Below are 23,855 nucleotides of genomic sequence, written 5' to 3'. Positions count from 1 at the left end.
CAGTGCTGACAGTCCGAGCCGAGGGCAACGGCGACGGAACCAGACCGTCCCGCCCGGATCGCGCCGGGCGGAGGAGAGGAAGCCTGATGAGGCTCGCCCCCCGTGGCAAGATCCCACCGTCCCAGTTGCGTCGCGGAACCGGCGCGGCGGCAGCACTCGCCGCGGTGACCGCTGCGGTCACCGCGGCGGGCGTCCTGACCGCCCCACCGTCGATGGCCGCCACGCCCGACATCACCGTCAACACCGGCTCGTCGTACCAGACGATCGACGGGTTCGGTGCCGCCACCCCGATCTTCAGCAGCGGCGGCGACCAATGGACGACCAGTGAGACCCAGACGCTCGTCGGCATGGGTCAGGGGCAGCTCGGTCTGTCGATCGTCCGGACCGTCGTGTCACCGACGTCGAGCGAGTGGAGCTGGCCGGTGAGCAGCCTGCGGACGGCCAAGTCCTACGGCTCCGACGTCAAGATCCTCGCGTCGCCATGGACGGCTCCGGCGCACTTCAAAACCAACAACAGCCGGGTCAACGGCGGCAAACTCAGGACCGACTACTACGACGACTACGCCGCCCACCTCAACGACTACGTGCAGTACATGAAGGGTCAGGGCGTCACCATCGACGTCACCTCCATCCAGAACGAGCCGGACTGGCACCCCGACTACGACTCGATGGACTGGACCGGCACCGAAATGCGCAACTTCGTCCGCGACCACGGTGCCGCCGTCCGGGACACCGAGCTGATGGTCGGTGAGTCGCTGAGGTTCAACCGCGCCTACAGCGACCCCACGCTGTACGACGCCGCCGCGCGCAACAACATCGGGTACGTCGGCGGCCACCTGTACGACACGGAGAACAGCGGAAACCTGTCCCCCTACCCGCTCGCGAACCAGTACGGCAAGAACCAGTGGATGACGGAGTGGAACCTGCACGCCGCCGACGGAAACGGCTCGAACATCTGGGGGGACCCCAGCAACACCGCTGTCTGGAACGAGACGCTGGACGACATCATGCGGACCGTGCACAGGTCGATGGAATCCGGTTGGAGTGCGTACATCTGGTGGTATGGCCGCCGATTCTATTCCTTCATCGGTGACGGCGAGTCACAGTACGGCACCACGAGGGGCGCGCCGCTGCGACGCGGCTACGCCTTCTCCCAGTACGCCAAGTACGTCCGGCCGGGTGACCGACGGGTCGCCCTGTCGAAGAGTTCCCGGGTCTCCGGCCTGGAGGTCACCGCCTACCAGGGACGGGGCAAGACCACTCTGGTGGTTCTCAACCGATCCAACAGCGCCGTCAACGACGCCGTCGTCCAGATCCCGCAGAACATCTCGACGGCCGAGTACACCGTCACCTCCCGCACCCAGAGCGCCCAGCCGCAGCCGGTGAGCGTCAGCGGCGGGCAGGTCACGGTCGACGTACCCGCGCGGAGCATCTCCACGATCACCCTCACCGAAGGGACTGCACCGCCGACCACCGCACCACCGACTACGGCACCACCCACCACCGCACCACCCACTACGGCACCACCGACTACGGCACCACCCACTACCGCACCACCGACGACCAACCCGCCGGCCGGCGCCTGCCGGGTGACCAACGCGGTCGACGCGTGGAACTCCGGCCTGGTCGACAACATCACCATCACCAACACCGGCACGGCAACGGTCAACGGCTGGTCGCTGAGGTTCACCCTCGCTCCCGGGCAGACCATCACGTCCGGTTGGAACGCCACCTACGCCCCGAACAGCGGTCAGGTGACCGCGACGAACGTCAGCTACAACCCCACCATCCCACCCGGAGGATCGGTCAGCATCGGCTTCCAGGCCACCCACACCGGTAACAGCTCCGCGCCCAGCGGGTTCACCCTCAACGGCGCCGCCTGCGGCTGAGCCCGGCGCAACGTGCCTGAGCCGTACACCGGCCACCTGCGACGACGGGACAGCACGGCCGGTGTACGGCTCGGCGGTCACGACAACGAATCCATCCGGAGGTCGGACATGGACCGGTAATCGATCTAGCTTACTGTCAGCGCAGCGTCCACCCCGGGCCTCGCCCTTCGGCACCGGGTCAGGTCGCACTGACCGAAAGGGAATCGATGCGCTGGCTTCAGACATCACGACGGCGCCTGCTATCCGCCGCCGTCCTCATAGCTCTGCCCGCCGCCCTGGCGGTGGCCCCGTCACCGGCCACCGCCAGGCCGCTGCTTCCGCCCAGCGAAGCGGCGTTCGACACGCAGCTGCTCGCCAAGGCCACCCCGGACGAGTGCTTCGCCGGTATCGGCCTGCCCTACCCGGCCGGCCCGCCGTGCGAGTCCGGCCAGGCCAAGGTCAACCAGGCGTACGTGTGGTCGCTCGCCCAGGCCAACGACCGGCTGTGGTTCGGCACCGGGTCGAACGTCAACTGCATCGTCACCGGGGCGACGCTCTCCCTGCCGAATCCCCGGATGACCGACGACTACGTGTGCGAGTTCGCCGAGAGCCAGGTCGCCAAGGAAAATCCGATCATGCCGGTCAGCGTCGGTGACCACCGGCAGCCTCGGGCGTACGTCTACGACCTGGCCTCCGGCACGTTGACCGAGAAGACCAGTGACATCACCTCCGCGTCGCCCGACGATCTGTCCCGGCTGCGCCGCACGCTGGGTCTGCGGGCCGGCGGTACCCATCAGGGCGTGGTGCTGCTGGCCGGGCCAGCGCTCGGGGCCACGGTGAGCATGTTCGCCTTTGACACGGTGACCGGGGACTATCTCGGCTCGGCCAACTTCACCCAGTACGGCAACATCCGCAACTTCCTCGTCGCCGACGACGTGCTGTACGCCGGCGTCGGTGTCGGCCCCAACGGCCGCGACGGCGGGCACATCCTGCGCTGGGCCGGTGACCGTACCGACCCGTTCAACTTCGTCGAGGTCGGGCAGTTGCCGGCACAGGTCGCCGACCTTGAGCTGCACGACGGCCGGGTCTTCGTCAGCACCTGGTCGGCCGCTGGCAGCGGGTCGGCCGGCACGCGTACGGCCGAGAGCGGGCGGTCCGGCCGCATCGGTGTCACCGACGAGCCAGACCCGGGCATCGCCGGGGTGTGGATGAGCCCTCCGCTGGCCGACGCCGAGCCCGGTCTGACCCCGGACGACACCGCCGGGTGGACGCAGGTGTGGAGTGCCGCGTCCTACGAGCCGGATCCGGTAATCGCCGGCTCGTACGGGCTCGGCGCGCTGGCCTCGTACCGTGGATACCTCTATTGGGGCACGATGCATGTGCCGATGAAGTCGACCGCGATGGTGGCCGAGGCGTACCCGCCGGTGGACGAGCTGGCGGCCCGCACGACGCTGGAGCGCTCGCAGCGGGCGGTGAGCATCTTCCGGGGCAAGCGGTTCGGCACCGCGACGCAGCGGGTCGATCTGTTGTACGGCGAGGCGGTGCTGCCGGTGTACGACGCCGACGCGGACGACGGCGCCGGTGCCTGGCGGTGGGCGCTGACCGGCTACCGGCCCCGGTACGGCCACATGGGCTTCGGCAACATCTACAACAACTACACCTGGACGATGGCGGTGTCCGGTGGCCGGCTGTTCGTCGGCACGATGGACTGGAGCTACCTCGCCAAGGACCTGCTGCCGCAGACCGCGGCCGGGATGGGCTATCCGGCGGCGGCCGCCGCGTCGACCGCCGGGCCCGACCCGATCACCATCGATCCGCAGCTGTACGGCGGTGACCTGTGGATGTTCGGCTCGAATCTGCGGCCGGCCACGGCGGTCGACACGCAGGGACTGGCCGGCAACTACCTCAACTACGGCATCCGCACGATGGTGGCCGACGGATCGACGTTGTACCTGGGCATGGCGAACCCGATGAACCTGCGGACCGATCCGACTGACGACGTGCCGGAGGGCGGCTGGGAGTTGATCAAACTGACCCCGGCTGCTTCCTGACCACGACTGAGTCACTCCTCAGTGGGCGCGCACTGCTCTACCTCGGGCGGTGCGTGCCCACTGTCGGTGGGCTACCTGACTGTTCGCTCATGCCGGACATGCGCTGGCAGTCGAGGTGCGCGGATCGCGGAACAACCGACGATGGAAGTGGAGTGCGTCGATGCATCGCCCTAGGCTTTGGCGGTCCCGCCCCCGTACCGATGGAGGCAGAATGGCCAGCATCCGACGCACACTCGCCGGCACCGCCGCGGCCGGCACCATGGTCGACAACGAGCTCTGGACGCCGCGGCGTTGCGAGCGGACCGTCTTTGGAACCGCGGTGTACTGGTTCTCCTAAGCAGACTGAGAGCGGCCGGTGGCTGCGCCAGCGGCACCGAATCCGACACCGCACCCCGGCGACGCCGGGCCTGGCCCAGCAGGCCCGGCGGACACCCACCGACAACGCGGCGGCTAGGATTCCGCCCGGCAGAACCACGTACCCACCGACTGGGAGTTCATTTCGTGCACACTACATTGAGGACCGCACTGCTGGCGGCCGTCTCGGCGGCGGTTCTCGCCGTCACCGCTTGTGGCGGCTCATCAGCCACAACGGACGAAGGCGGCACCGAGACGTCGAACGTCCTGGCGCAGCTCGCCAGCGACGCCACCGGCTCGTTGCAGAAGACCGTGGAGACCACCACCAGCGCCAACTCGGCGGCGGTGACGATGACCGGCACCAGCGGTGGGGATCCGGTCGACGTCAGCGGCGTCATCAGCTTCGGCGACTCACCGGCCGCCGAGCTGACCCAGGTCGACCCCGAGGACGGCGAGATCACCGTACGGGTGATCGGCACCGCGTTCTACGTGAGCATCCCCGAGGCCGACCAGGCGTCGATGGACGGCAAGAAATGGTTCAAGATGGACCTCGCCGCCCTCGGCCAGACCTCGGACGACCTGGCCCAACAGCTCGAAGGCCTGGACCCGGTGCAGAACGTCCGGACCCTGCTGGAGGGTGCGGAGGTCACCGTGGTCGGCGAGGAGACCATCGACGGCGTGCCGACCGTGCACTACACGTCGGTCACCCCGGTGGACAGTTACCTGGAGCAGTTCGAGGCCGGGATCCGCGAGGGCATCGAGGAGCAGCTCGCCACCGCCGAGATCACCGAGGTCGCCGTCGATGTGTGGGTCGACGAGCAGTACCAGCCACGTCGGGTGAAGCTCGTCATGGGCACGATGAGCGACATGACGATGAACTACACCGACTACGGCAAGGCGGTCACCATCGAGGCCCCGCCGGCCGCCGAGACGGCGGACTTCGCCGAGATGATGCAGGACCTGCAGGACCTCGCCGACGAGCTCGGCGGCTGACCAGCGACGCGAGGCGCGACAGCGACGGCGACGGACCGACCGGGACCCGGGTCCCGGTCGGTCCGTCGCCGTTTCGGCTAGAGGTTCAGCGTCCAGCTGTCCAGGTAGCCGGTGTCCAGGCTGGCCGAGTCCTGCACCCGCAGCTTCCAGGTGCCGTTGGCCACCTCACCGGACAGGTCCCGGGTGTAGGTCTCGAAAATGTTGTCGGTGCTGCCGCCGGACCGGCTGCGCAGCACGTTGATGCTGCCGTCCGGGGCGATCAGCGACACGGTCAGGTCACCGATCCAGGTATGGTAGATGTTCACCTCGATGGTGCTGGTCGAGCTGGCGTTGCCGGGGCAGCCGGTGATGGTGATCGAGCTCTCCACCGTACTGTTGTCGTTGATCGCGACGTCGGTCGAGTTGGTCTGCGAGCAGCCCGGCGGGCCGTTGACGGTGAGGGTGAACGGCGCCGACTGGGCCGTCTCCGGCCCGGTGCCGACCACGGTCAACGGGAAGACGCCGGTGGCGGCCCCGGTGGTGGTGGCGATGGTCAGCGTCGCCGACCCGCCGGAGGTGACCGAGGACGGGCTGAAGGTGGCGGTCGCACCGCTCGGCAGTCCGGTGACGCCGAGGGTGACGGTGTGCGGGGCACCGATCGTGGTGGTGGTGCTGACCGTCGCGGTCACCGAGTCGCCCGGGTCGACCGCGCCGCTGGTCGGGGTGACCGCGAGGGTGAAGTCCTGGGTGGGCGGCTCGAAGTCGCCGATGTACAGCAGCTTGTTCGGTGATCCGCTGCCCGGGTTGCTGACCGCGTTGCTGGTGGCGTCGTCGACCAGCAGGTCGCGGATCTGCTGCGGGGTGTAGCCGGGGTTGGCCGCCAACGCCAGCGCTGCCGCCCCGGCGACGTGCGGGGCGGCCATCGAGGTGCCGCTGATCGTGTTGGTGGCGCTGTTGCTGGTGTGCCAGGCGGAGGTGATGCTGCTACCCGGGGCGAAGATGTCCAGGCAGGTACCCCAGTTGGAGTAGCTGGCCCGGGCGTCGGTGCTGGTGGTGGCACCGACGGTGATGGCGTCGGGGGTGGCGGCCGGCGAGTAGTTGCACGCGTTGGCGTTGCTGTTGCCGGCGGCGAGCGAGTAGACCACCCCGTCGGCGATGGAGCGGGTCACCGCGTCGTTGACCCCTTGGTCGAAACCGCCGCCGAGGCTCATGTTGGCGACCGCCGGTTCGCCGGCGGCGTGGTCGGCGGTGACCCAGTCGATGCCGGCGATGACCCCCGCGTAGGTGCCGCTGCCGCTGCTGTTCAGCACCCGGACGCCGACCAGGGTGACGCCCTTGGCCACTCCGTACGCGGTGCCGCCGACGGTGCCGGCGACGTGGGTGCCGTGCCCGTTGCCGTCGTCGGCGCTGCCGCCGTCGACCGCGTCGAAGCCGGTGACGGCCCGCCCGCCGAAGTCGTTGTGGGAGAACCGGATGCCGGTGTCGATGATGTACGCGGTGACGCCGGATCCGGAGTTCGGGTAGGTGTAGCTGTTGTCGAGCGGCAGCGCGGTCTGGTCGATGCGGTCCAGGCCCCAGGACGGGGTGGGGGTCTGGGTCGCGGCGAGGGTGACGGTGCGGTTCTGCTGGACGTAGTCGACCGCGGGATGGGCGGCGAGGCGCTTGGCGGCCTTCTCGGTCAGCCGGGCCTCGAAGCCACGCAGCGCGGTCGAGTAGGTGCGCGCCACCGCGCCGTCGTGCTTCGCGGCGAAGGTACGGGCGGTGCGCCCGACCGCCCCTCTGTCCACCTTGTCCTCGTCGAAGACGACGATGTACGAGCCGGCGACGGTGTTCTCACCGCCCGCGTAGAGGATCTGGCCTTCCGCTGGTTCGGCGTTGGCCGGTGCGGCGAACGCCAGCGCGGCGGTCGCTACCGCGACAGTGGTGAGCCCGAGGCGCCAGCGGCGCCGGGATGGCCGGGAGAGTGTCATCTCCCGCCTCCTTTCAATGCACGGCAGGCCGGTTTGTGACAGGCCGACCGGTGACCGGGTACCTGACTGACACAGATGTTAGGCCTAAAACAGATTGATGTAGAGATATGTGATTCTGTCTCGCGTTCCCGTACGCTGGCACCTTTTGCCAATACCGCTCGAACTCCGGATCCACTCAACATCACATTGATGTCCGTCGTCATAAAGTTGACGCTGACCAGACTGGCATCAGTCGCCACCCGGTCGGTGGCCGGTCAGAAAATTGGAAGTGCCCGACTTCGGCCCGACTTCGGCCCGGAACCGGCCCGGAACCGGGCCGCGTCGGGTCAGAAATCAGCCGACCGAAGGGTGTACGCCGGCAGCGTGCAGCACGGCGTGATTGTTCTCCCGCAACTGGGCGAACGCCTCGACTTCGTCGACGAACGTATCCCGCCGTACCGACGCCAAGCTGCCGGCGATCACCGCCGCCAGGTCGACGTCGGCCCGGTAGACGTACGACGCGTTGCCCTGCAGGGTGGCCTGCCAGGCCACCGGGTCGCCGGTCAGCCAGGCCGTCGCCACCCCACCGGGATTACGGACGGTGATCCGCTCACCCGCCCCGGCCAGGCCGAGCCGCGACCAGACCGCCCGGGAGGCGACGACGCCCGAACCACACGACGGGGTCAGTCCGGCGCCCCGCTCGTACGTCTGCACGTAGATCTCGCCGTGGTCGAGCGGGAACACGAACGACAGGTTCGCCCCGCGCGGCACCAGGTCAGTGGCGGCGGTGATCCGCTCCCCGGTAGCGACCAGCTCGGCCTCGTCGAACTTCTCCACCACCGCGACCAGGTGGTCGTTCGGTACGGAGAGCGCGGTCAGTCCGTACGTGGGGTGCAGCGCAGGCAGCGGGGTGTCGACGTGCGGCTGCGCCATGGCGACCACCGGCTCGGCGGGATCGAAATCCACCTTCGGCATCTCGACCGCGGTCTGCCGGACTCCTTCCGGCGTCGACTCGGCCCGCAGCACCACGAAATTGCTGTCCCCGGCCCGGACCACCGCCCGCTCGGCGTCGCGGGTGTCCAGCACCAGCCGCCCGACGCAGCGCATCCCGTTGCCGCACAGCTTGGCGAACGAGCCGTCCGGGTTGAAGAACGCCGCCTGCGGCACCGCTGGACCGAGATCGACGAAGTAGACGCCGTCACCGCCGCCGAGCGGCTTGGACCGGTCGCAGAGCTGGCGGACCAGGTGCGGCACGTCCGCCTCGGCGGCGTAGTCGCCCGGCCGGCCCTCGACGACCAGGATGTCGTTCTGCGAGCCGTGCGCCTTCAGGATCGGCAGGCCTGACCTCATCCGTACGCACTCCCCCGCTGTCCCTCGCCGCCGCGACCGGCCGACACCGGCGACCAGTGTACGGCTGCGCCACCGGCCGCCGCCGAGTGTCCGTACCGCCGGCCGGCGGCCGGTCGGCCGGCGCTACCTGCGGCGACGCCGGCGATGTCGGTCGGGACGGGTAGCGTGCGCCACCGTGAATGCCGTCGCGACCTACCGGTATCTGAACCCGTCCGCCCTGGCCGGCCGGGCGCTGACCCTGCAGACCAGCGGCGGCCCGGCCGCCAACCCCCGGTTCTTCACCGGATTCCTCACCCGACCGGTGGCGGCCGCAGCCGGGCTGCTGGCCGTCGCCGAGGTGGCCCGCACCCGCTACCACCGGCCCGTCGACCCGGCCAGCCTCGACCCGGTGGTCACCGGCGGCCGCGACCGGCTGCGGTTCGAGTCCTTCTCCGGCTGCTGCGGGGTGTACGCCCGGCTCGACGTCACCCCGGACGGGCTGGACGGCGACATCGTCGCCCACGGCACCACCAACGTGGACGTCAACCCGCCGCTGCGCGACGCCCTGGCCCGCGTCGGCGGCCTGGACCCGTTGCATCTGTCGGTCGGCCCGGACGATCTGACTGTGTCTACGATGGACTCCTTGGTCGTGGAGCGGAAGGTGCCGCTGCCCCGCCGCTGGCTACGCGGCTTCGCCGAGGTGCAGGTGATCGCGGCAGGGACGGACCTGCGGGCGGAGATCCCGGCCGCCGAGGCGGCGACGTTGCTGCGCCGGCTGCCCGGTGCCGGCGACCGGTCGGTGCTGTGGGCGGTGCCGACCGGCCGGTCGCTGCGCCTGACGTCGCGCGCCGCGCCGGGCGCGGTGTGCCTGTCCGGCGCGGGTCGGCTCGCCGCGCTGCGGGGCCTGCTGCGGCACGCGTCGGCGCTGCGGGTGTACGGACCGCCGGTGGCCGCCGGCGCGGCACCGGTGGCCAGCGTGTGGGAGCTGGACCTGGCCGGGATGAGCCTGTCGGTGACCCTGTCACCGGAGCCGGCCCGGGGCTTCTCCGGCGAGGGCGGCGTCCTGCCCGCCCTGGCCGGCGACGAGGTCGCCGACGACGCCGAGCTGATCGGCGGACTGCTCGACTGGGATCCGAGCATCGACGTCGGCGCGCTGGCCGAGGCGTCCGGCCTGGCCGCTGCCCGAGTGCGCGCGGCGCTGACGCTGCTCGGCACCGCCGGTCGGGTCGGCTACGACGTCACCCGGGCCGGCTACTTCCACCGGGTGCTGCCCTACGATCCGGGCCGCGCCGAGCGGGACAATCCCCGGCTGACCGCGGCCCGGGCGCTGGTCGAGGCCGGTGCGGTGACCGCGGACCCGGACGGGGCGACGGTACGCGCCGGCGACGAGGTCTACCGGGTGCGGCAGCTGCCCGACGGCACCCGCACCTGCACCTGCGCCTGGTGGGCGCGGCACCGGGGCGGGCGGGGGCCGTGCCGGCACGCCCTCGCCGCCACGATGGTCACCACCCCGGTGGGGGTGACGGCGTGACCGAGGCGAGCGACACGGTCCACCGTCTCGTCAACGGCGACATCACCACCGCCGTGGACACCATCTCCGGGCTCGACGAGGAGCAACGCCGTCAGCTCGGCACCGAGCTGACGGCGTACGTGCGTCGGCACCGCGACGAGTGGTGGTTCCGCTGGCAGGCCACCGCGTTGGCCGTCGCGGCGGTCGGCTGCCTGCCGACCGCCGCCCAGGCCGCCGAGGTGCTGGGGCGCCGCAACATCTCGCTGCTGTCGACGCCCGCGGCACCGGTCATCGAGGTGGCCCGACGCCGGGGGGTCACCTGGCTGACCGACCTGGCGTACCGGCTCGCCGGGCGGATCGACCGCGAGTCACCCGGCGACAACTGGTGGTTCATCGCCGACCTGCTTACCGCCGAACAGGCCGCCCCACCGACCGACGACCTGTTCGTCCTCGGCTGGGCGGTGACGGCCAGTCGACCCCGCGACCACGAGTGGGGCGAGGCACTGGTCGACCGGATGCGCCGGCACCCGTTCCTGGACGTGCTGGCCCCCCGGATGTTCGACGTCGACGGGGTCGGCGTTCAGTGGGCGTGGACCGACCAGCAGTCGGACGGTCGGTCGGGAATGCCGCTGGCGTTGGCGCAACTGGCCGCCGAGGGGCGGCTGGACCGCACAATGCTGCTGGACGGCGCGCTCAGCCGCATGCTGCGCGGTGAGCGTCCGGCCGCGCTGCGGGTTTTCATCGGCCTGCACGACGCACTGGTGCCGACCGGCGACGAGGTGCGCGACCGGCTCCCCACCTACTTGCGGCTGCTCGCCGACGGCCCGTCGACGGCGGCCGCTCTGGCCCAGCGGACGCTGCGCAAGCTGCCGGACATCGACCTGGGTGCGCTGCTGGACACGGCGCCGGCCGTCCTGAGCCGGCCGGAGAAGGCCCTGGTACGGGCCCAGCTGAGCTGGCTCGATCAGCTGGCCCGCCGGAATCGCGCCCAGGCGGCGCGGATCGCCGCGGTGCTGGCCGTCGCCGCCGATCACCCGGCGGTCGACGTCGCCGACCGGGCGGCCGCGCTGGCCGCGAAACACGGCCACCGGGTGGCGGCGCCCGTCGAGGTCCGCCACGTCGGCGACGCCCTGCCCCCGGTGCCACCGCCAGCGGCGGCGCCGCCGCCGATCACCGACCCGGACGAGCTGGCCGAGGAGATCGCCGCGCTGTTCGGCGGGTCGTTGACCGACGCGCTGGGCCTGGAACGGATCCTCGACGGCCTGATCCGGTCGGCCACCGCCGACCGGGCCGCCACGGTGGCGGCGCTGACCCCGGTGCTCGACCGGGCCGGCGTGCTGGCCTGGTCCTCGCGACCCGAGGAGAGGTTCGGTGGGCTCGGCGGCGTGCTGCGGATCCTCGCCGGCAGCGACGACCCGGCGCCGCCACGGAGCTGGCAGGTGCTGCTGTCCACTTGGGGCCAGCAGCAGGCCTCCGGTCAGCGGCCCACCGACCCCCAGCAGGCGGTGCTGCGCCGGCTGCGGCGCACCCGGGTCGCGGAGATCGGCCGGGCCGTCGCCGGGGCCGGGACGGCGGAGCTAGCCGGGGCCGGGACGGCGGAGCTAGCCGGTCCCGGGGCCGTGGGCCTCGTCGCCGCACCGTCGCTGGCCACCGGGGCGGTGGCACCGGAGGAGCTGTTCGACCGGCTAGTCCGCCTCGGTGAGCGGCAGCCGTGGCCGGCGGACCTCACCCAGGCGCTGCTGCGGTTGCCGGCCGTCGTCGACGAGCCGCTGGCGGCGAAGGCGGCGGCGTTGGGCACCCCGGCCGGACAGGCCCTGGCCGACTGGCTGCGCTGCGGCGGGCTGCCCCGGCCGCACTACCGGGTGGTGACGGCCGTCCGTCGGCGCCGGCAAGGCAGCTACGACTACTGGCACGACCGGTTGCCGACGCGGCGTCGGGTCGTCGAAGCCTCGGTACCGCACGGGATGGCCGACCAGTACGGTCTGCTCAACGTCCCGGCCCGCCCGGTCGACATCGCGTCGAGCGCCGACGAGCGGCACTGGCCGGCGCAGCTGCCCGGCTACCGGGGGCTGGTCGCCGCGTACGTTCTGCCGTTGGTCGCCGGCAGCGCGGACCTCGACGAACCGGGCGGCGGCGAGCTGCTACCGATGCTCGCCGAGTGCACCGGCGAGACCACGCCGGCGCTCGACCTGGCGGTGGCGTACGGGCTGGCCGCCCGGCACGAGGCCGACCGGGTGGCGGCCGTCGACGCGCTGCTGATGCTGGCCGCCGCCGGTGGGCTCGACGCTGTGGCGGTCGGTGGTCACCTCGGGGCGCTCACCGCCGACAAGATGATCACACTGTCCCGGGTCGTCCAGCCGTTGCGGGACGCGGCGGCGGCCGGGGCGCCGCTGACCACCTGGCGGATCCTCGCCGCCGCGCTGCCCCCGCTGCTGACCGTCCAGCCGGCGCCGCGCGGGCTGCCGGACCTGCTGGCGCTGGCCGCGCAGACCGTGGCGGTGACCGGCGTACGCATAGACGTGCCAGGGCTCGCCGACGTAGCCGCCCGGGGCGGCTCCAGCCGGCTGGTCACCGAGGCCCGGCGGCTGGTCGCCGCCGCCCGTTAGCCTGTCGGACCGTGGGGAACCCTCGGGTCTGCGCCCGCCGGCGGAGCGGCTGGGTCCGGCGGGGCGCCATCGGCGGGCTGGCCGGTGCCGTCGCGTCCGGGCTGGTCCTCACCTTGATCTGGTTGGACGTCTGGGGCCACGAAGGACACCGTCCGGAGTGGTCCGAGCTGGTCACGGCGGCTGTCGTCGTCGCGGCGGTCGCCGCGGTGGCGACGCCGTCAGGTCGGTGACGGCTGCCGCCGCCGGGTTCGTTCTCGGCCTGGCGCGGCGGCGGGTCACGTCGTCGCCGTCGGCCCGGTGACCGGGCCGACGGCGACGACCGGCACCGCCGGTCGCGATCGGTACCTGTTCGTCGCCGCCGGGTTGGTCGGGCTGGTCGGGCTGGTCGCGTTCCCGGAGTTCGTCCGGGTCGGCGCCGAGCCGGCCACCGTCCGCTTCCTGCCGGCCACCGCCGTCAGCCTGCCGGCCGGGCAGCCGGTCACGGTCGACCTGCCGACCGGGCGCACTGCGATCTTCCGCACCTACGGCCGGCAGCTGTCCACGCAGGAGTGCCGGGTCATCGGTCCGACTGGTGCGGAGCTGCCGGTCACCGCGCCGACGGTGGCGTTCACCGACAACAGCGACAGCGTGGTGACAGCGCTGCTGGGCACCATCGAGGTGCCCAGCAGCTCGTCGGTGTCGGTGACGTGTCAGAGCATGCCGGGTCATCGCTACCAGATCGGGCCGGCACCGGCCGTCGACGGGCCACTCGGCCCGCTGCTGTACGTGCCGTCCTGGGTGTTGCGGTCGGTCGGTGCGCTACCCGGGTTGGCGTTGACGGCCTGGGGCGCCGTCGCGCGTTGGGGTCAGTCCTCGGCCCGCCAGCGGTAGTACTCCTTGGCGACCGCGTCCACCGGGCCGCGCCAGGCGTCCTGGTTGTACGGGCTGATGTACGGGCTCAACTCCTCCATGATCTTGCCGAACTTCGGCTTGTCGTGGATCCGCGCGTCGTCGGCGGTGTGCGGGACCGAACGTTCCAGCAGATGCACGTAGACGTCGTCGATCGAGTAGAGCCAGCGTGCGGTCACGCTCATCTCGACCGGCAACGTGCCGGCGTCGGATTCGGTGAAGATCCGGGCGACGTTGTCCTCGGCGCCGGGCTTGATCCGCCCGACGATCACAGTCAGATGCCGGCCGGCCGGGTCCGGGCCGGTCCCCTCCGCCGGGCTGCTCCCCTCCGCAGCCCAGCGGTAGAACTCCTTGGCCACCGAGTGCGACGGGTTCTGCCAGTTGCGCGGATACGGGGTGACGTACGGGCCGATCGCCTCGGCGATCTCCTTGAACGCCGGCAGGCCCCGGGTCTGCCCGGAGACCGCCGGGTCCTCGTTGCGTTCGACGATGTGGATGTAGAGGTCGTGGTGGGACAGCAGGATGCGCCCGATAACGCCGAAGTCCTGCGGCCGGGTGGCCTTGTCGTAGTGGCCGAAAGTCTTGGCGATCTTGTCCTCGCTGCCCGGCACCATGCGGCAGACGATCACGTTGCGGAAGACCATGACAACTCCTCACAGAACGGTGGGGATCAGCCGGGTCGGTTCGCCCGGTGACCGGTGGCAGGTCAGCCGGCGGCGGTGAACCGGACCGGCAGCTCGAGCAGCCCGCGAAACGGCGAGGCCGCCGGGAGTCGGCGCAGTTCGGCGGCGGGTACGGCCAGCCGCAGGTCCGGCAGCCGGCGCAGCAGCCCGCCGATGCCGGTCCGGGCCTCGATGCGGGCCAGCGAAACGCCCAGGCAGTAGTGCACCCCGTGGCCGAAGCCCAAATGGGGTCCGCGTTCGCTGGTCACGTCGAGGCGGTCGGGGTCGGTGAAGTGGTCCGGGTCGCGGTTGGCCGAGTTGAGCACCACCCCGACCGCTGCCCCGCGGGGGATGCGGACACCGTCGTACTCGACGTCCTCTGTGGCCACCCGGGGGCTGGCGATCGGCAGCGGGCCGTCGAAGCGCAGCAGTTCCTCGACGGCCACCGGCAGCAGCTCGGGCCGGGCCCGCAGCAACTCGTACTGTCCAGGGTTGGTCAACAGGGCCAGCATGGCGTTGCCGATGAAGTCGGCGGTGGTCTGGTGACCGGCGAACAGCAACAGGAACGCGGTGGAGACCAACTCCCGTTCGGTGAGCACCCCGCCGTGGTCGCAGGCGTCGATCAGGGCGGTCAGCATGTCGTCGGCCGGCGTCGCGCGTTTGGCCCGGACCAGCCCGGTCAGGTAGTCGTGCAGCTGCGCCTGTACCTGCTGCACCGCCGCCCGCTCCTGGTCGGGCGGGCGGCTGGCCGAGCCGGAGGTCCGGATCACCTGGGTCCAGCCGAGCACCTGTTCGTGGTCGGGTTTCGGCACGCCGAGCAGCTCGCAGATCACCACCATCGGCAGCGGTACGGCGAACTCGTGCATCAGGTCCGCCTCGCCTCTCGGCGCGAACTTGTCGAGCAGGTCGTCGACGACCTGGCCGATCCGGGGCCGCAGGGCCTCGATCCGCCGGGGCGCGAACGCCTGCGACACCAGCCGCCGCAGCCGACTGTGCTCCGGCGGATCCGAGTTGAGCATGTTCTTGTTCAGGCCCTCCGAGTTGGGCCCGAAGAACCGCAGGTAGTGGCCTTCCGGACCGTACAGGTCCTTGGACAGCCGCGGATCGGTCAACGCCGCCCGCGCGTCGTCGTAGCGGGTGATCAGATAGGAGTCGAACCGGGGTGAGGCGACCAACCGGACCGGGCACTGCGCACGCATCCGGGCGTAGGTGGGGTACGGGTCGGCGGCGTACCCGTCGGTGTAGAACTCCGCCGCCGGGACGGCCTGCTCAGCGGACCCGACCGGCTCGGCCGGTCGCGGATCGGCGGTCATCGCGGCTCCTCTCGTTCGCTCGGCACGCTGTGCAGCACCTGGTAGGTGTGCCGCTGCGCGGATTCACGCAACTCCCGGATCACCCGCAGCAGCCGGTCGCGCTGCGCGCTGCGGCCGAACGCGTCGAGGCGTTCCCGGTCCGCCCAGTCGGTGATGATCAGGTAGCTGCGGGGGTCGTCGGCGTCGCGGACCAGGTCCTGGCGCAGGCAGCCGTCGAGGGTGCGGATCTGATCGGCGATCGACCGCCACTCGGTCTCGAACCGCCGCTCGCACCCGGGGCGGGTCCGCATCGACAGCACGGCACGGACCGGACCCGGCACCGGCTCCGCCCGGTTCATCTGGCCTGTCTGGTTGATCTGGCCTGTCTGGCTCTGGGAAGCGGCGGTCACCGGACACCGCCGTTGAACACCAGGTGCAGGTGGTGGCGTAGTGCCTCGACGTCGATCGGCTGGCTGCGGAAACCGACGTACCCGTCCGGCCGGATCAGGTAGGCGGCGGCACCGGCGGTGCCGTACCCGGCCCGGAACCCGCCGGCGTCGTCGTGGAGCACCGGTGGATGGTCCGCCGGCGGGGCTGGCGTGTCCGGGCTGAGCAGCAGGTAGACCTCGACTTCGCCGTACGTCCGCTCCGGCAGGTCGGCGCTGAGCTTGTCGATGGCGGCCAGAGTGGCCTCGTCCGCCGTCCGGTCGGCGTAGAGCAGCAGGGTGTGCCGGGTCCCCCGGGTCAGCTCGTGCAGCCGCAGCGGGTGTCCGACACCGCGTCGACGCAGGCCGGACACGTCGGGAGCGCGCTCCCCCGGGGCCGGGCCGGTCCGCAGCGCGTCCACTGTGGCCAACGACTCGCCGACCAGTGGACTGTCGGCGTAGCTGACCAGCATCGACATCTCCTGCAGGAACTGCCGTTCGAGGTCCTCGCGCTCCAACTCGTCGGTGAAGGCCAGCCGCACCGCCCGCCCGACGACTTCCTCCCCCTGTGGCCGGCGCTCGATCTGGTAGCTGTCCAGCAGGCCGGGCGCGGCGACACCACGGACCGCCAATGCCAGCTTCCAGGCCAGGTTCCAGGCGTCCTGGATGCCGGTGTTCATACCCTGACCGCCGGCCGGCGGATGCAGGTGTGCGGCGTCGCCGGCGACGAAGATCCGTCCGTCGCGGTAGCGGTCGACGATGCCGTGACTGATCCGGAAGATCGACGACCAACGTAGGTTGGACGCGGTCGTCCCGGCCGGGGCGAGCTGGTCCAGCACCGCCTGCACGTCGGCGAGAGTCGGTTCGCCGAGTTCGGCGCTGAACCCGGGCGGTGCGTTCTCGCCGCGGGTGGCGGCAAAGTAGCGCGGTGGCGCCATGGTCGCGATCCGGTAGCGGGATTCACCCCGCAGCGGTACGCAGACGAGCATGTTGTCCAGCTGGCCGTCGGTTTCGTGGATGAACCGAAGCAGGTGGCCGGCGGGCATGTCCCAGTCGACGTCGACGTCGCCGAGCATGAACAGTTGCGGGAATCGGCCCAGCCCGCCGGTGAAGGTGAGGCCGAGCAGTTGGCGTACCCGGCTGTGCGCGCCATCGGCGCCGACGAGGAACTTGGCGCGGACCGTCTCGGTGCCGCCGTCGGCGTGGGCGAGGTTGGCGGTGACCCCGTCGTCGTCGCTGGTGAAGTCGACCAGTTCGGTGCCGCGCCGGGGCCGTACGCCGAGCGTGGCGAGCCGGTCGGTGAGGATCCGTTCGGTCTCGTACTGCGGCAGCCCGAGGTGCGCGTACGGCAGCCCTGGCAGTTCCCAGCTGCCCCGGTGTACCTGGTGCCCGTTGATGAAGACCGCCTGACCGACCAGCCAGCTGCCGGCGTTCATGGCCTCCCGGTCGACGCCCTGGTCCGCCCAGATCTCCATGGTGCGGCAGTGCACCCCGATCGCCTTGTCGGCCTGGTCCGGCGGGCTGGTCAGTTTGTCGATCACCTGGCAGTCGACGCCCCGCCGGGCCAGTTCGATCGCCGTGGTCAGCCCGGTCGGTCCGGCGCCGACCACCAACACGTCCGTGGTGGTGTGCCGGGCGGTGGGTCGGGTCGCGACCGGCTGGACGGGCCGCTGGTCCGGGTCGAATGCGCGGAACACCCGTGGCCGGATGCCGACCAGGAACTCGGCGATCGGTCCCGCTTCGGCCCGCTCGTGGTCGGGGTCGTCGATCCAGCGGCGGAACAGCTCCGCACCGCGCCACTGCGCGAAGATGTGGTGCACCGATGATCCGGGTTCGCGTAGCAGTTCCTCCCCCAGGTAGCCGGGTACCGCGGCCATCCGGGCGACGACCTCGGCGTGGCCGCGCTGGAAGTCGGCGACCCGGTCGGCCGGTACGTCGACCGTCACGTCCACGTACATCAGCGAGTCCGGGTCCGGCCGACCGCCCATCACCCGGTAGCTGTCAGGGGTCACCGGCTCGCAGGCGGCTTCGACCACACCGGCGAGGTACGCGGCGACCGGACCGTTCTCGTAGTGGCGCCGGGCCGCCTCGTCGGTCCACTCGGCGACCATCACGTAGGTCGACGGATCGTCTGCGGCGACGAGCAACTGCCACAGACGGTTGCCGGCGCCACCGCCGACCCGATCGGCAGCGGCTCGCCACGCGGCTTCGACCGTCTTCGCGGATCCGCGGCGGGCGCGGATCCGCAGCATCGTCCTGATCATGTGGGCTCCCTGACGGCTCACGCGACACTGGTTGGCGGGCCGGGTGACGACCGGGCATCGCGGAGGTCGTGCGGCCGGTCCGTGCTGCGGTCGACGATCTCTGACGAGCCGTCACGCGGTCGTCACCGGTGGCGGGCGAACCGGGTCCGGCCGGTGACGCTGCGGCGACGCCCCGTCCGGTCAACCGACTGAATGCGTTTCACCCTCATTTTGCGTTCCGATTTCACCGACTTTCGGAAAATCGCCCCTCCAGTGGAGACAAAACACCACAGAAATCAGCCCTCCGTAGCCGACTTCACGCTGTCTTCCGTGCTACAAACTCTTCTGGCACCAGGCAGTTCAGTGAAATGCGAAAGGGGCAACCTCGTTGAGGATCATTCGATTTTCCACAGGCGGCAGAGGCGGGGCCCACCGCGCCGTCGAACCGCGCTCGGTCGGCAACCGGAAACGGAGGATCGTCCTCGGTTCGGTGGTCGCTGCGGCCCTGCTGGGCGGTGCCACGATCGCACCGCAGGCGTACGCGACGACGACCTTCGACGGGCCGGGTATCCGCACCGACGTGGTGGACGCGATCACCGGCGAGCCGGTGGCCGACATCTGCGTATTCGCCGTTCCGGTATTCACGTTCAGCTTTTCCGACGTCTGTCCGACCCGCAGCGACTCGCGGGGCCGGGTGAATGTCTCGGTTCCCGGGCCGGGTTCCTACAATCTGTTCGCGCTGCCCGACTCGGGTAGCCAGTACGGTGCCCAGTGGGTCAGCCAGGACGGTGGCACCGGCACCCAGAAGGATGCACGGTGGTTCACCTTCTCTGCCGACGAGGTGCGGCCCGGACCGACGATCCGCCTGGATTCGCGCTCGGTGATCACCGGCACCGTGCAGGGCGCCGACGACGAGACCCTGACGAACGGTACGGTCGGCCTCGTCGCGCCGGTCGCCGACGGCTCGCGGGATCCGCGCTACTCACCGGTCGACGACAAGGGTTCGTTCGTCATCGACTGGCTGGGACCGTACGAGTGGCCGCTGCTGTTCAAGGCGGACGGCTACCCGTACCAGTGGAGCGGGCACGTCGGCAACCGGCTGCGCGCCGACCTGGTAGCGGCGGACGTCAACGCCCCGCCGTACGCGTACCAGTTGGAGGCCGGGACCTCGGTGAGCATCGAGATCGCCGACCCGCCGCAGGGTCCGGGCCAGCTGGTGCTGCTCAACGTCAGCACAAAGGACCCGGTGGGGATCGTCGAGCTGGCCGACGGGGCGACCGGCGCGTCGCTCATGATCCTGCCGCGACAGCAGGTGAAGATCCACTGTATCTGCAGTGGTGAGCACCGCTGGCACGGTGGCACTGACTTCAGCAGTGCCACCGGCGAACCAATTCGTACCAACGGTCCGCAGACCATCACGTTCGTCCAACCTGCCTGATCCGCCGCCAGTTGTCCGACTGCGGCCCAATGCTCCACGATGGAGCATTGGGCCGCTGTCCACTGAATCAGCAGGTCACGATTACTGTAGAGAGTCATTTGACTACATGAAGTACACTTAGCTGTCTACGATCTTCCAACCACGGGGAGGGCGTACGACATGCGGTGGTGGATAAGGCTGGTTCTGACGGTCGCGGTTCTGACGACAGCGGCGGGATGCGCGCCCGCTGTCCGGTCCGACATCGGCGATGGCGACCTGACCAATGACTGGGCGGGGATCGCCACACCGAAAGTGTTCGTTCCACGGGCCGGCGAGTGTCATCCGGTCGCCGCCGGCACCGTCGGCCAGGGCACCGAATACACACCCGTCAGCTGCGGACAGTCTCATGAAGTGGAGACGGTCTTCGTCGGGATCTTCACCGGGGTGTACGGCGTACCAGACCATTCCCCCGCCCCCGGCTCGTCCAGCCGGCGGGCCGCCCGCACCGACTGCGACCAGCGGGTCCGCGAGTTCCTCGGCGACGACTGGCAGGCTGGCCGGCTCCGGCTCGAAGTCGTCGTCCCGTCCACGACGGCCTGGAACGGCGGCGCCCGGTGGTACCGGTGCGACGTCGGCGAGGTGGTCAGCATGCAGGACCGCACCTTCGTCGCCCGCACCGGCAGCCTCGCCGGCACCCTCGACCAGCCGAGCCCGCTGCGCTGGGGCTGCTTCAACCCGAGCGCCAACGCCGCCGGCGACGTCGGAATCCTCGCGCCGGTGGCCTGCACCGAACCACACCAGAGCGAATTCGCCGGCCTGTACCTGGAAGCCGACCTGCCCTACGAGGAGTTCGCCGCCAACGCCGACCAGGTACACGAACGATGCCGCCGGGTCGTCGCCGACTATGCCGACCTACCCGTCGACGACGACCTGCGACACCGCTTCGGCACCATCTACGACTACCCGTTCAAGGACGAGTGGGACGACGGCAACCTCGCCGTACGCTGCCTGCTCTGGCGCGACGAGCCACCGCTGACCCGCTCGGTACGCGACGGCGGCGCCGACGCCCTGCCGGTCCGTCAGGGCTGACCGACCCGACGCAGCAACGCCACGAACATCGCGTCGGTGCCGTGTCGGTGCGGCCACAGCTGCACCGACGGCCCGGCGCCGAGACCCGGCATACCCGCCGGCAGCAACGGTCGGGCGTCGACGAAATCCACCGGTACGCCGGACCGACGGGCCGCCTCGGTCACCGACACGTGCGTCTCCACCCGGTGCGGCGAACATGTCACGTAGGCCACCACGCCGCCCGGCCGGACCGCCCGCAGCCCGGCGGCGAGCAGCTCGCGCTGCAACCGGGTCAACGGCGGCAGGTCCGACGGCTGACGCCGCCAGCGCGACTCGGGACGGCGGCGCAGCGAGCCGAGCCCGGTGCACGGTGCGTCCACCAGCACCCGGTCGAACGCCGCCTCGGGCAGCTCCGTCCCGGCCCCCACCTGACGACCGTCGGCGACCTGCACGGCCACCGGCAGCCCGCGTACCGCCTGCTCCACCAGCCGGGCCCGGTGCTCGGCGACCTCCACCGCGGTCACCTCGGCGCCGCGACCGGCGGCCAGCGCGCCGAGCAGCGCCGCCTTGCCCCCCGGCCCGGCACACAGGTCCAGCCACCGCCGGTCCGAACCGGACACCTCGGCGTCGGCCAACGCCGCCGCCACCAGCTGCGATCCTTCGTCCTGCACGTGCGCCCGGCCCTGACGGACCGCCGGCACCTCACCCGGCGCCCCGCCGGGCAGATAGACGGCGTACGGCGAGAACGCGCCCGGCGCCCCGCCGGTGGCATCCGCCAACTCGACCGCGTCGACCCGGCCCGGTCGGGCGCACAGATGCACCGGTGGCGGTTCGTTGTCCTCGATCAGCAGCCGGGTCGTCTCGGCCAGGCCGGCACCCGGATCCTCACCGAGCGCCTCCGCGAACGCCCGGACGATCCACGGCGGATGGTGGTAGGTCACCGCCAGGTGACCGACCGGGTCGGCCAGCTCGTCCGGGGCCAGCTCGGCCAGCCAGTCGTCCAGGTCCCGGGTGGCGATCTCCCGCAGTACGGCGTTGGCGAACCCGACCGCCCCCGGCGCCACGTCGTGCACCAGATCCACCGTGGCCGACACCGCGGCGTGCGCCGGAACCCGGGTACGCAGCAGCTGGTACGCGCCCAGCCGCAGCGCGTCACGGGCCGGCGGATCGATCCGGTCCACCTCCCGCCCGGCCGCCCGAGCGATGATCAGATCGAGCGTGCCGACCAGCCGCAGCGTGCCGTAGACCAACTCGGTGGCGAAAGCGGCGTCACGCCCCCGCAGCTCCCGGTCCCGCAGGATCGTCGGCAACACCAGATTGGCGTAGGCGTCATCGCGGTACACCGCCGCGACGGCATCGTACGCCGCGTCCCGCGCCGGGTCGGCCCGCCGACGATGACCACGCTGCCCGCGGTCACGCTGTCCACGCTCGCCCCGGCCGTTCGCGACTGCGGGGCTCACTCGCTGCGCTCGTTCACTCCTCGCGCTCACCATGACCACCCTCCGCTCGCGACTGCGGGGCTCACTCGCTGCGCTCGTTCACTCCTCGCGCTCACCCGAAGAACTCGCCGGTGGTGATGCGGGCGCCGCGCGCCCAGTCCGCTGCCGACATGGCCTTCTTGCCGGCGGCCCGGACCTCGCCGAGCGCGACCGGCACGGTGGCCGTGCCGACCAGCAGGCGGTTACGTTCGGCCAACGCCTCCCCCGGCTTCAACTCCGGGCCGTCCGGCACCGGCCGGACCGGCCCGAGTTTGACCCGCTCGTCGCGGAACGTGGTCCAGGCGCCCGGCGCCGGGGTGCCGGCCCGCACCCGCCGGTCCACCGCGAACGCCGGATCGGTCCACCGCACCCGGACGTCGTCGACGGTCAGCTTCGGGGCCAGTGACACCCCGTCACCCGGCTGCGGCACCGCCCGGGCGGTGCCGGCGGCGATCCCGTCGAGCACCGCGACCAGCAGCTGTGCGCCGCTGGACGCCAGCCGCTGCAGCAGGTCGCCGGCGGTATCCGTGTGGCCGACCTGGTCGGTCACCGTGCCGAACACCGGGCCGGTGTCCAGACCCTCCTCCAGCTGGAACACGCTCGCGCCGGTCACCTCGTCGCCGTGCAGCACCGCATGCTGCACCGGAGCCGCCCCGCGCCAGGCCGGCAGCAGGGAAAAGTGCAGGTTGATCCAGCCGTGGGTGGGGATGGCCAGCGCGGTCGGCGGGACCAGGGCACCGTAGGCGACGACTGGTACACAGTCCGGGGCCAGCTCGGTCAGCCTGCTGAGGAACTCCGGCTCCCGTGGGCGCTGCGGGGTCAACACCTCGATCCCCCGCTCGTCGGCCCAGGCGCCGGCCGCGGAGCGGACCAGCCGGCGGCCCCGCCCGGCAGGGGCGTCCGGCCGGGTGACCACCGCGACGAGGTCGTGGCCGCTGGCGGCGATCGCGTCCAACGCGGGGACGGCGACCGCCGGAGTACCGGCGAAGACAAGTCGCATCGCCGTCACCCGCCCAGACCGAACGGGCTGGTCGCCGCACCCGGCCGGAACAGGCCACCGGGCGAGCGGTGCGGGCTGACCTTCACCGTCGGCGGCGCAGCGGCGTCGTACCAGTCGGCTTCGCGGATTGCCTTCATCGCCTCCTTGCGGGTGGCGGCGTCGAGCCGGTCCAGGAACAGCACCCCGTCGAGGTGGTCCGTCTCGTGCTGGACGCAGCGGGCCAGCAGACCGCTGCCGACGATCTGCATCGGGTCGCCGTACTCGTTGAAGCCCTTCGCGACGACGTTCTGTCGACGTTTGGTGTCGAAGTAGAGCCCCGGGATGGACAGGCAGCCCTCCGGGCCGTCCTGTTCCTCCTCGTCGGGGAAGTCCAGCACCGGGTTGACCAGGTGGCCCAGCAGGTCGTCGACGTGGAACGTGAATACCCGCAGCCCGACACCGAGCTGCGGCGCGGCGAGGCCGGCACCGTTCTGATCGGTCATGCTGTCGGTCAGATCGGCGACGAGCCCCCGCAGCTCGGCGTCGAAGTCGACCACGGGCTCGGCCGCAGTGCGCAGCACCGGGTCGCCGAAGAGTCGGATGGGCTGGACGGTCACGCGGTCAGGCTCCTTGTCGTGGGCAAACGGTGCCTCCAGTCTACGGGCGTACGCCGGACGCCGTGACGGACGCGGTAGACACTCGGGGCGACCGTGACCGTGAAGCCGGGAAGACGGTATTGACGACGTGGTGATCCGGCCGTAATA

19 protein-coding genes are annotated in these 23,855 nt (G+C 71.3%); 10 read left to right on the top strand and 9 right to left on the bottom strand.

Going from position 1 to position 23,855, the window contains the following annotated elements; translation table 11 throughout:
• The first annotated feature begins 86 nt into the window (after positions 1 to 86).
• The 4 genes from ACN27J_RS02625 (at position 87) to ACN27J_RS02610 (ending at position 5,266) form a co-directional block, all read left to right on the top strand.
• Complete coding sequence (locus ACN27J_RS02625) at positions 87 to 1,889, top strand: cellulose binding domain-containing protein (RefSeq protein WP_421363134.1); 1,803 nt, start codon at positions 87 to 89, stop codon at positions 1,887 to 1,889.
• 281 nt (positions 1,890 to 2,170) lie between these two features.
• Positions 2,171 to 3,919: a hypothetical protein gene (locus ACN27J_RS02620; RefSeq protein WP_421363131.1), complete on the top strand. Its 1,749-nt coding sequence runs from the start codon at positions 2,171 to 2,173 to the stop codon at positions 3,917 to 3,919.
• Positions 3,920 to 4,130: 211 nt separating this feature from the next.
• Entirely contained in the window at positions 4,131 to 4,256 is a 126-nt protein-coding gene (locus ACN27J_RS02615; RefSeq protein ID WP_421363129.1) for a hypothetical protein, read from the top strand.
• 164 nt (positions 4,257 to 4,420) lie between these two features.
• On the top strand, positions 4,421 to 5,266 hold the full coding sequence (locus ACN27J_RS02610; protein WP_421363126.1) for a hypothetical protein: 846 nt from the start codon (positions 4,421 to 4,423) through the stop codon (positions 5,264 to 5,266).
• A 77-nt stretch (positions 5,267 to 5,343) separates the two neighbouring features.
• Here ACN27J_RS02610 and ACN27J_RS02605 read toward each other — a convergent pair whose 3' ends face one another.
• Together ACN27J_RS02605 and dapF are read right to left on the bottom strand one after the other, a co-directional pair.
• Positions 5,344 to 7,215: a S8 family peptidase gene (locus ACN27J_RS02605; protein WP_421363124.1), complete on the bottom strand. Its 1,872-nt coding sequence runs from the start codon at positions 7,213 to 7,215 to the stop codon at positions 5,344 to 5,346.
• Between the two features lie 333 nt (positions 7,216 to 7,548).
• Positions 7,549 to 8,544 (bottom strand): diaminopimelate epimerase, encoded by a 996-nt coding sequence (gene dapF / locus ACN27J_RS02600; RefSeq protein WP_421363121.1) that lies wholly within the window; start codon positions 8,542 to 8,544, stop codon positions 7,549 to 7,551.
• A gap of 175 nt (positions 8,545 to 8,719) precedes the next feature.
• Here dapF and ACN27J_RS02595 point away from each other — a divergent pair, with 175 nt between their 5' ends.
• From ACN27J_RS02595 to ACN27J_RS02580, 4 genes are all read left to right on the top strand, one after another.
• A complete protein-coding gene (locus ACN27J_RS02595; protein WP_421363118.1) occupies positions 8,720 to 10,054 on the top strand; it encodes an SWIM zinc finger family protein in 1,335 nt (444 codons plus the stop codon).
• Positions 10,051 to 12,639 (top strand): DUF6493 family protein, encoded by a 2,589-nt coding sequence (locus tag ACN27J_RS02590; protein WP_421363116.1) that lies wholly within the window; start codon positions 10,051 to 10,053, stop codon positions 12,637 to 12,639. Before ACN27J_RS02595 ends, ACN27J_RS02590 begins: the two co-directional genes overlap by 4 nt.
• An 11-nt stretch (positions 12,640 to 12,650) precedes the next feature.
• The gene (locus ACN27J_RS02585; RefSeq protein WP_421363114.1) at positions 12,651 to 12,869 is read left to right on the top strand and encodes a hypothetical protein; all 219 of its coding nucleotides are present in this window, start codon (positions 12,651 to 12,653) and stop codon (positions 12,867 to 12,869) included.
• Between the two features lie 67 nt (positions 12,870 to 12,936).
• Positions 12,937 to 13,509, top strand: coding sequence for a hypothetical protein (locus ACN27J_RS02580; RefSeq protein WP_421363111.1), 573 nt, complete (start codon positions 12,937 to 12,939; stop codon positions 13,507 to 13,509).
• On the opposite strand, the gene ACN27J_RS02575 is transcribed toward ACN27J_RS02580, so the two are convergent.
• From ACN27J_RS02575 to ACN27J_RS02560, 4 genes are all read right to left on the bottom strand, one after another.
• A complete protein-coding gene (locus ACN27J_RS02575; protein WP_421363108.1) occupies positions 13,485 to 14,171 on the bottom strand; it encodes a TcmI family type II polyketide cyclase in 687 nt (228 codons plus the stop codon). The two genes, ACN27J_RS02580 and ACN27J_RS02575, sit on opposite strands and share 25 nt — an antisense overlap.
• Before the next feature lie 62 nt (positions 14,172 to 14,233).
• Positions 14,234 to 15,502, bottom strand: coding sequence for a cytochrome P450 family protein (locus tag ACN27J_RS02570; protein WP_421363106.1), 1,269 nt, complete (start codon positions 15,500 to 15,502; stop codon positions 14,234 to 14,236).
• Positions 15,499 to 15,840: a putative quinol monooxygenase gene (locus tag ACN27J_RS02565; RefSeq protein WP_421363104.1), complete on the bottom strand. Its 342-nt coding sequence runs from the start codon at positions 15,838 to 15,840 to the stop codon at positions 15,499 to 15,501. The genes ACN27J_RS02570 and ACN27J_RS02565 overlap by 4 nt, the downstream gene beginning before the upstream one ends.
• 47 nt (positions 15,841 to 15,887) lie before the next feature.
• Entirely contained in the window at positions 15,888 to 18,170 is a 2,283-nt protein-coding gene (locus ACN27J_RS02560; protein ID WP_421363101.1) for an FAD-dependent monooxygenase, read from the bottom strand.
• 469 nt (positions 18,171 to 18,639) lie between these two features.
• Here ACN27J_RS02560 and ACN27J_RS02555 point away from each other — a divergent pair, with 469 nt between their 5' ends.
• Both ACN27J_RS02555 and ACN27J_RS02550 read left to right on the top strand, forming a co-directional pair.
• On the top strand, positions 18,640 to 19,587 hold the full coding sequence (locus ACN27J_RS02555) for a hypothetical protein (protein WP_421363099.1): 948 nt from the start codon (positions 18,640 to 18,642) through the stop codon (positions 19,585 to 19,587).
• A 159-nt stretch (positions 19,588 to 19,746) separates the two neighbouring features.
• Positions 19,747 to 20,655 (top strand): septum formation family protein, encoded by a 909-nt coding sequence (locus tag ACN27J_RS02550; protein ID WP_421363097.1) that lies wholly within the window; start codon positions 19,747 to 19,749, stop codon positions 20,653 to 20,655.
• Here ACN27J_RS02550 and ACN27J_RS02545 read toward each other — a convergent pair.
• From ACN27J_RS02545 to def, 3 genes are read right to left on the bottom strand one after another with little or no spacing between them, the layout of a single operon-like run.
• Positions 20,646 to 22,127: an RsmB/NOP family class I SAM-dependent RNA methyltransferase gene (locus ACN27J_RS02545; RefSeq protein ID WP_421363095.1), complete on the bottom strand. Its 1,482-nt coding sequence runs from the start codon at positions 22,125 to 22,127 to the stop codon at positions 20,646 to 20,648. The two genes, ACN27J_RS02550 and ACN27J_RS02545, sit on opposite strands and share 10 nt — an antisense overlap.
• A gap of 58 nt (positions 22,128 to 22,185) precedes the next feature.
• Complete coding sequence (gene fmt, locus ACN27J_RS02540; RefSeq protein ID WP_278168684.1) at positions 22,186 to 23,112, bottom strand: methionyl-tRNA formyltransferase; 927 nt, start codon at positions 23,110 to 23,112, stop codon at positions 22,186 to 22,188.
• A gap of 5 nt (positions 23,113 to 23,117) precedes the next feature.
• Positions 23,118 to 23,708 (bottom strand): peptide deformylase, encoded by a 591-nt coding sequence (gene def / locus ACN27J_RS02535; RefSeq protein WP_278168682.1) that lies wholly within the window; start codon positions 23,706 to 23,708, stop codon positions 23,118 to 23,120.
• Between the last annotated feature and the right edge of the window lie 147 nt (positions 23,709 to 23,855).

It is taken from the genome of Solwaraspora sp. WMMB762, from assembly GCF_049179115.1.
In the GTDB taxonomy this organism is placed as follows: Bacteria; Actinomycetota; Actinomycetes; order Mycobacteriales; family Micromonosporaceae; genus Micromonospora_E.
This window is presented reverse-complemented; position numbering and strand designations above follow the sequence as displayed.

Excerpts from the sequence above, each read along its gene's own strand:
- ACN27J_RS02570 (WP_421363106.1), bottom strand. The coding sequence starts at position 15,502 with ATGACCGCCGATCCGCGACCGGCCGAGCCGGTCGGGTCCGCTGAGCAG.
- ACN27J_RS02575 (WP_421363108.1), bottom strand. The coding sequence starts at position 14,171 with ATGGTCTTCCGCAACGTGATCGTCTGCCGCATGGTGCCGGGCAGCGAG.
- fmt (WP_278168684.1), bottom strand. The coding sequence starts at position 23,112 with ATGCGACTTGTCTTCGCCGGTACTCCGGCGGTCGCCGTCCCCGCGTTG.
- ACN27J_RS02565 (WP_421363104.1), bottom strand. The coding sequence starts at position 15,840 with ATGAACCGGGCGGAGCCGGTGCCGGGTCCGGTCCGTGCCGTGCTGTCG.
- dapF (WP_421363121.1), bottom strand. The coding sequence starts at position 8,544 with ATGAGGTCAGGCCTGCCGATCCTGAAGGCGCACGGCTCGCAGAACGAC.
- ACN27J_RS02550 (WP_421363097.1), top strand. The coding sequence starts at position 19,747 with ATGCGGTGGTGGATAAGGCTGGTTCTGACGGTCGCGGTTCTGACGACA.
- ACN27J_RS02545 (WP_421363095.1), bottom strand. The coding sequence starts at position 22,127 with ATGGTGAGCGCGAGGAGTGAACGAGCGCAGCGAGTGAGCCCCGCAGTC.
- ACN27J_RS02625 (WP_421363134.1), top strand. The coding sequence starts at position 87 with ATGAGGCTCGCCCCCCGTGGCAAGATCCCACCGTCCCAGTTGCGTCGC.
- ACN27J_RS02615 (WP_421363129.1), top strand. The coding sequence starts at position 4,131 with ATGGCCAGCATCCGACGCACACTCGCCGGCACCGCCGCGGCCGGCACC.
- ACN27J_RS02605 (WP_421363124.1), bottom strand. The coding sequence starts at position 7,215 with ATGACACTCTCCCGGCCATCCCGGCGCCGCTGGCGCCTCGGGCTCACC.
- ACN27J_RS02560 (WP_421363101.1), bottom strand. The coding sequence starts at position 18,170 with ATGATCAGGACGATGCTGCGGATCCGCGCCCGCCGCGGATCCGCGAAG.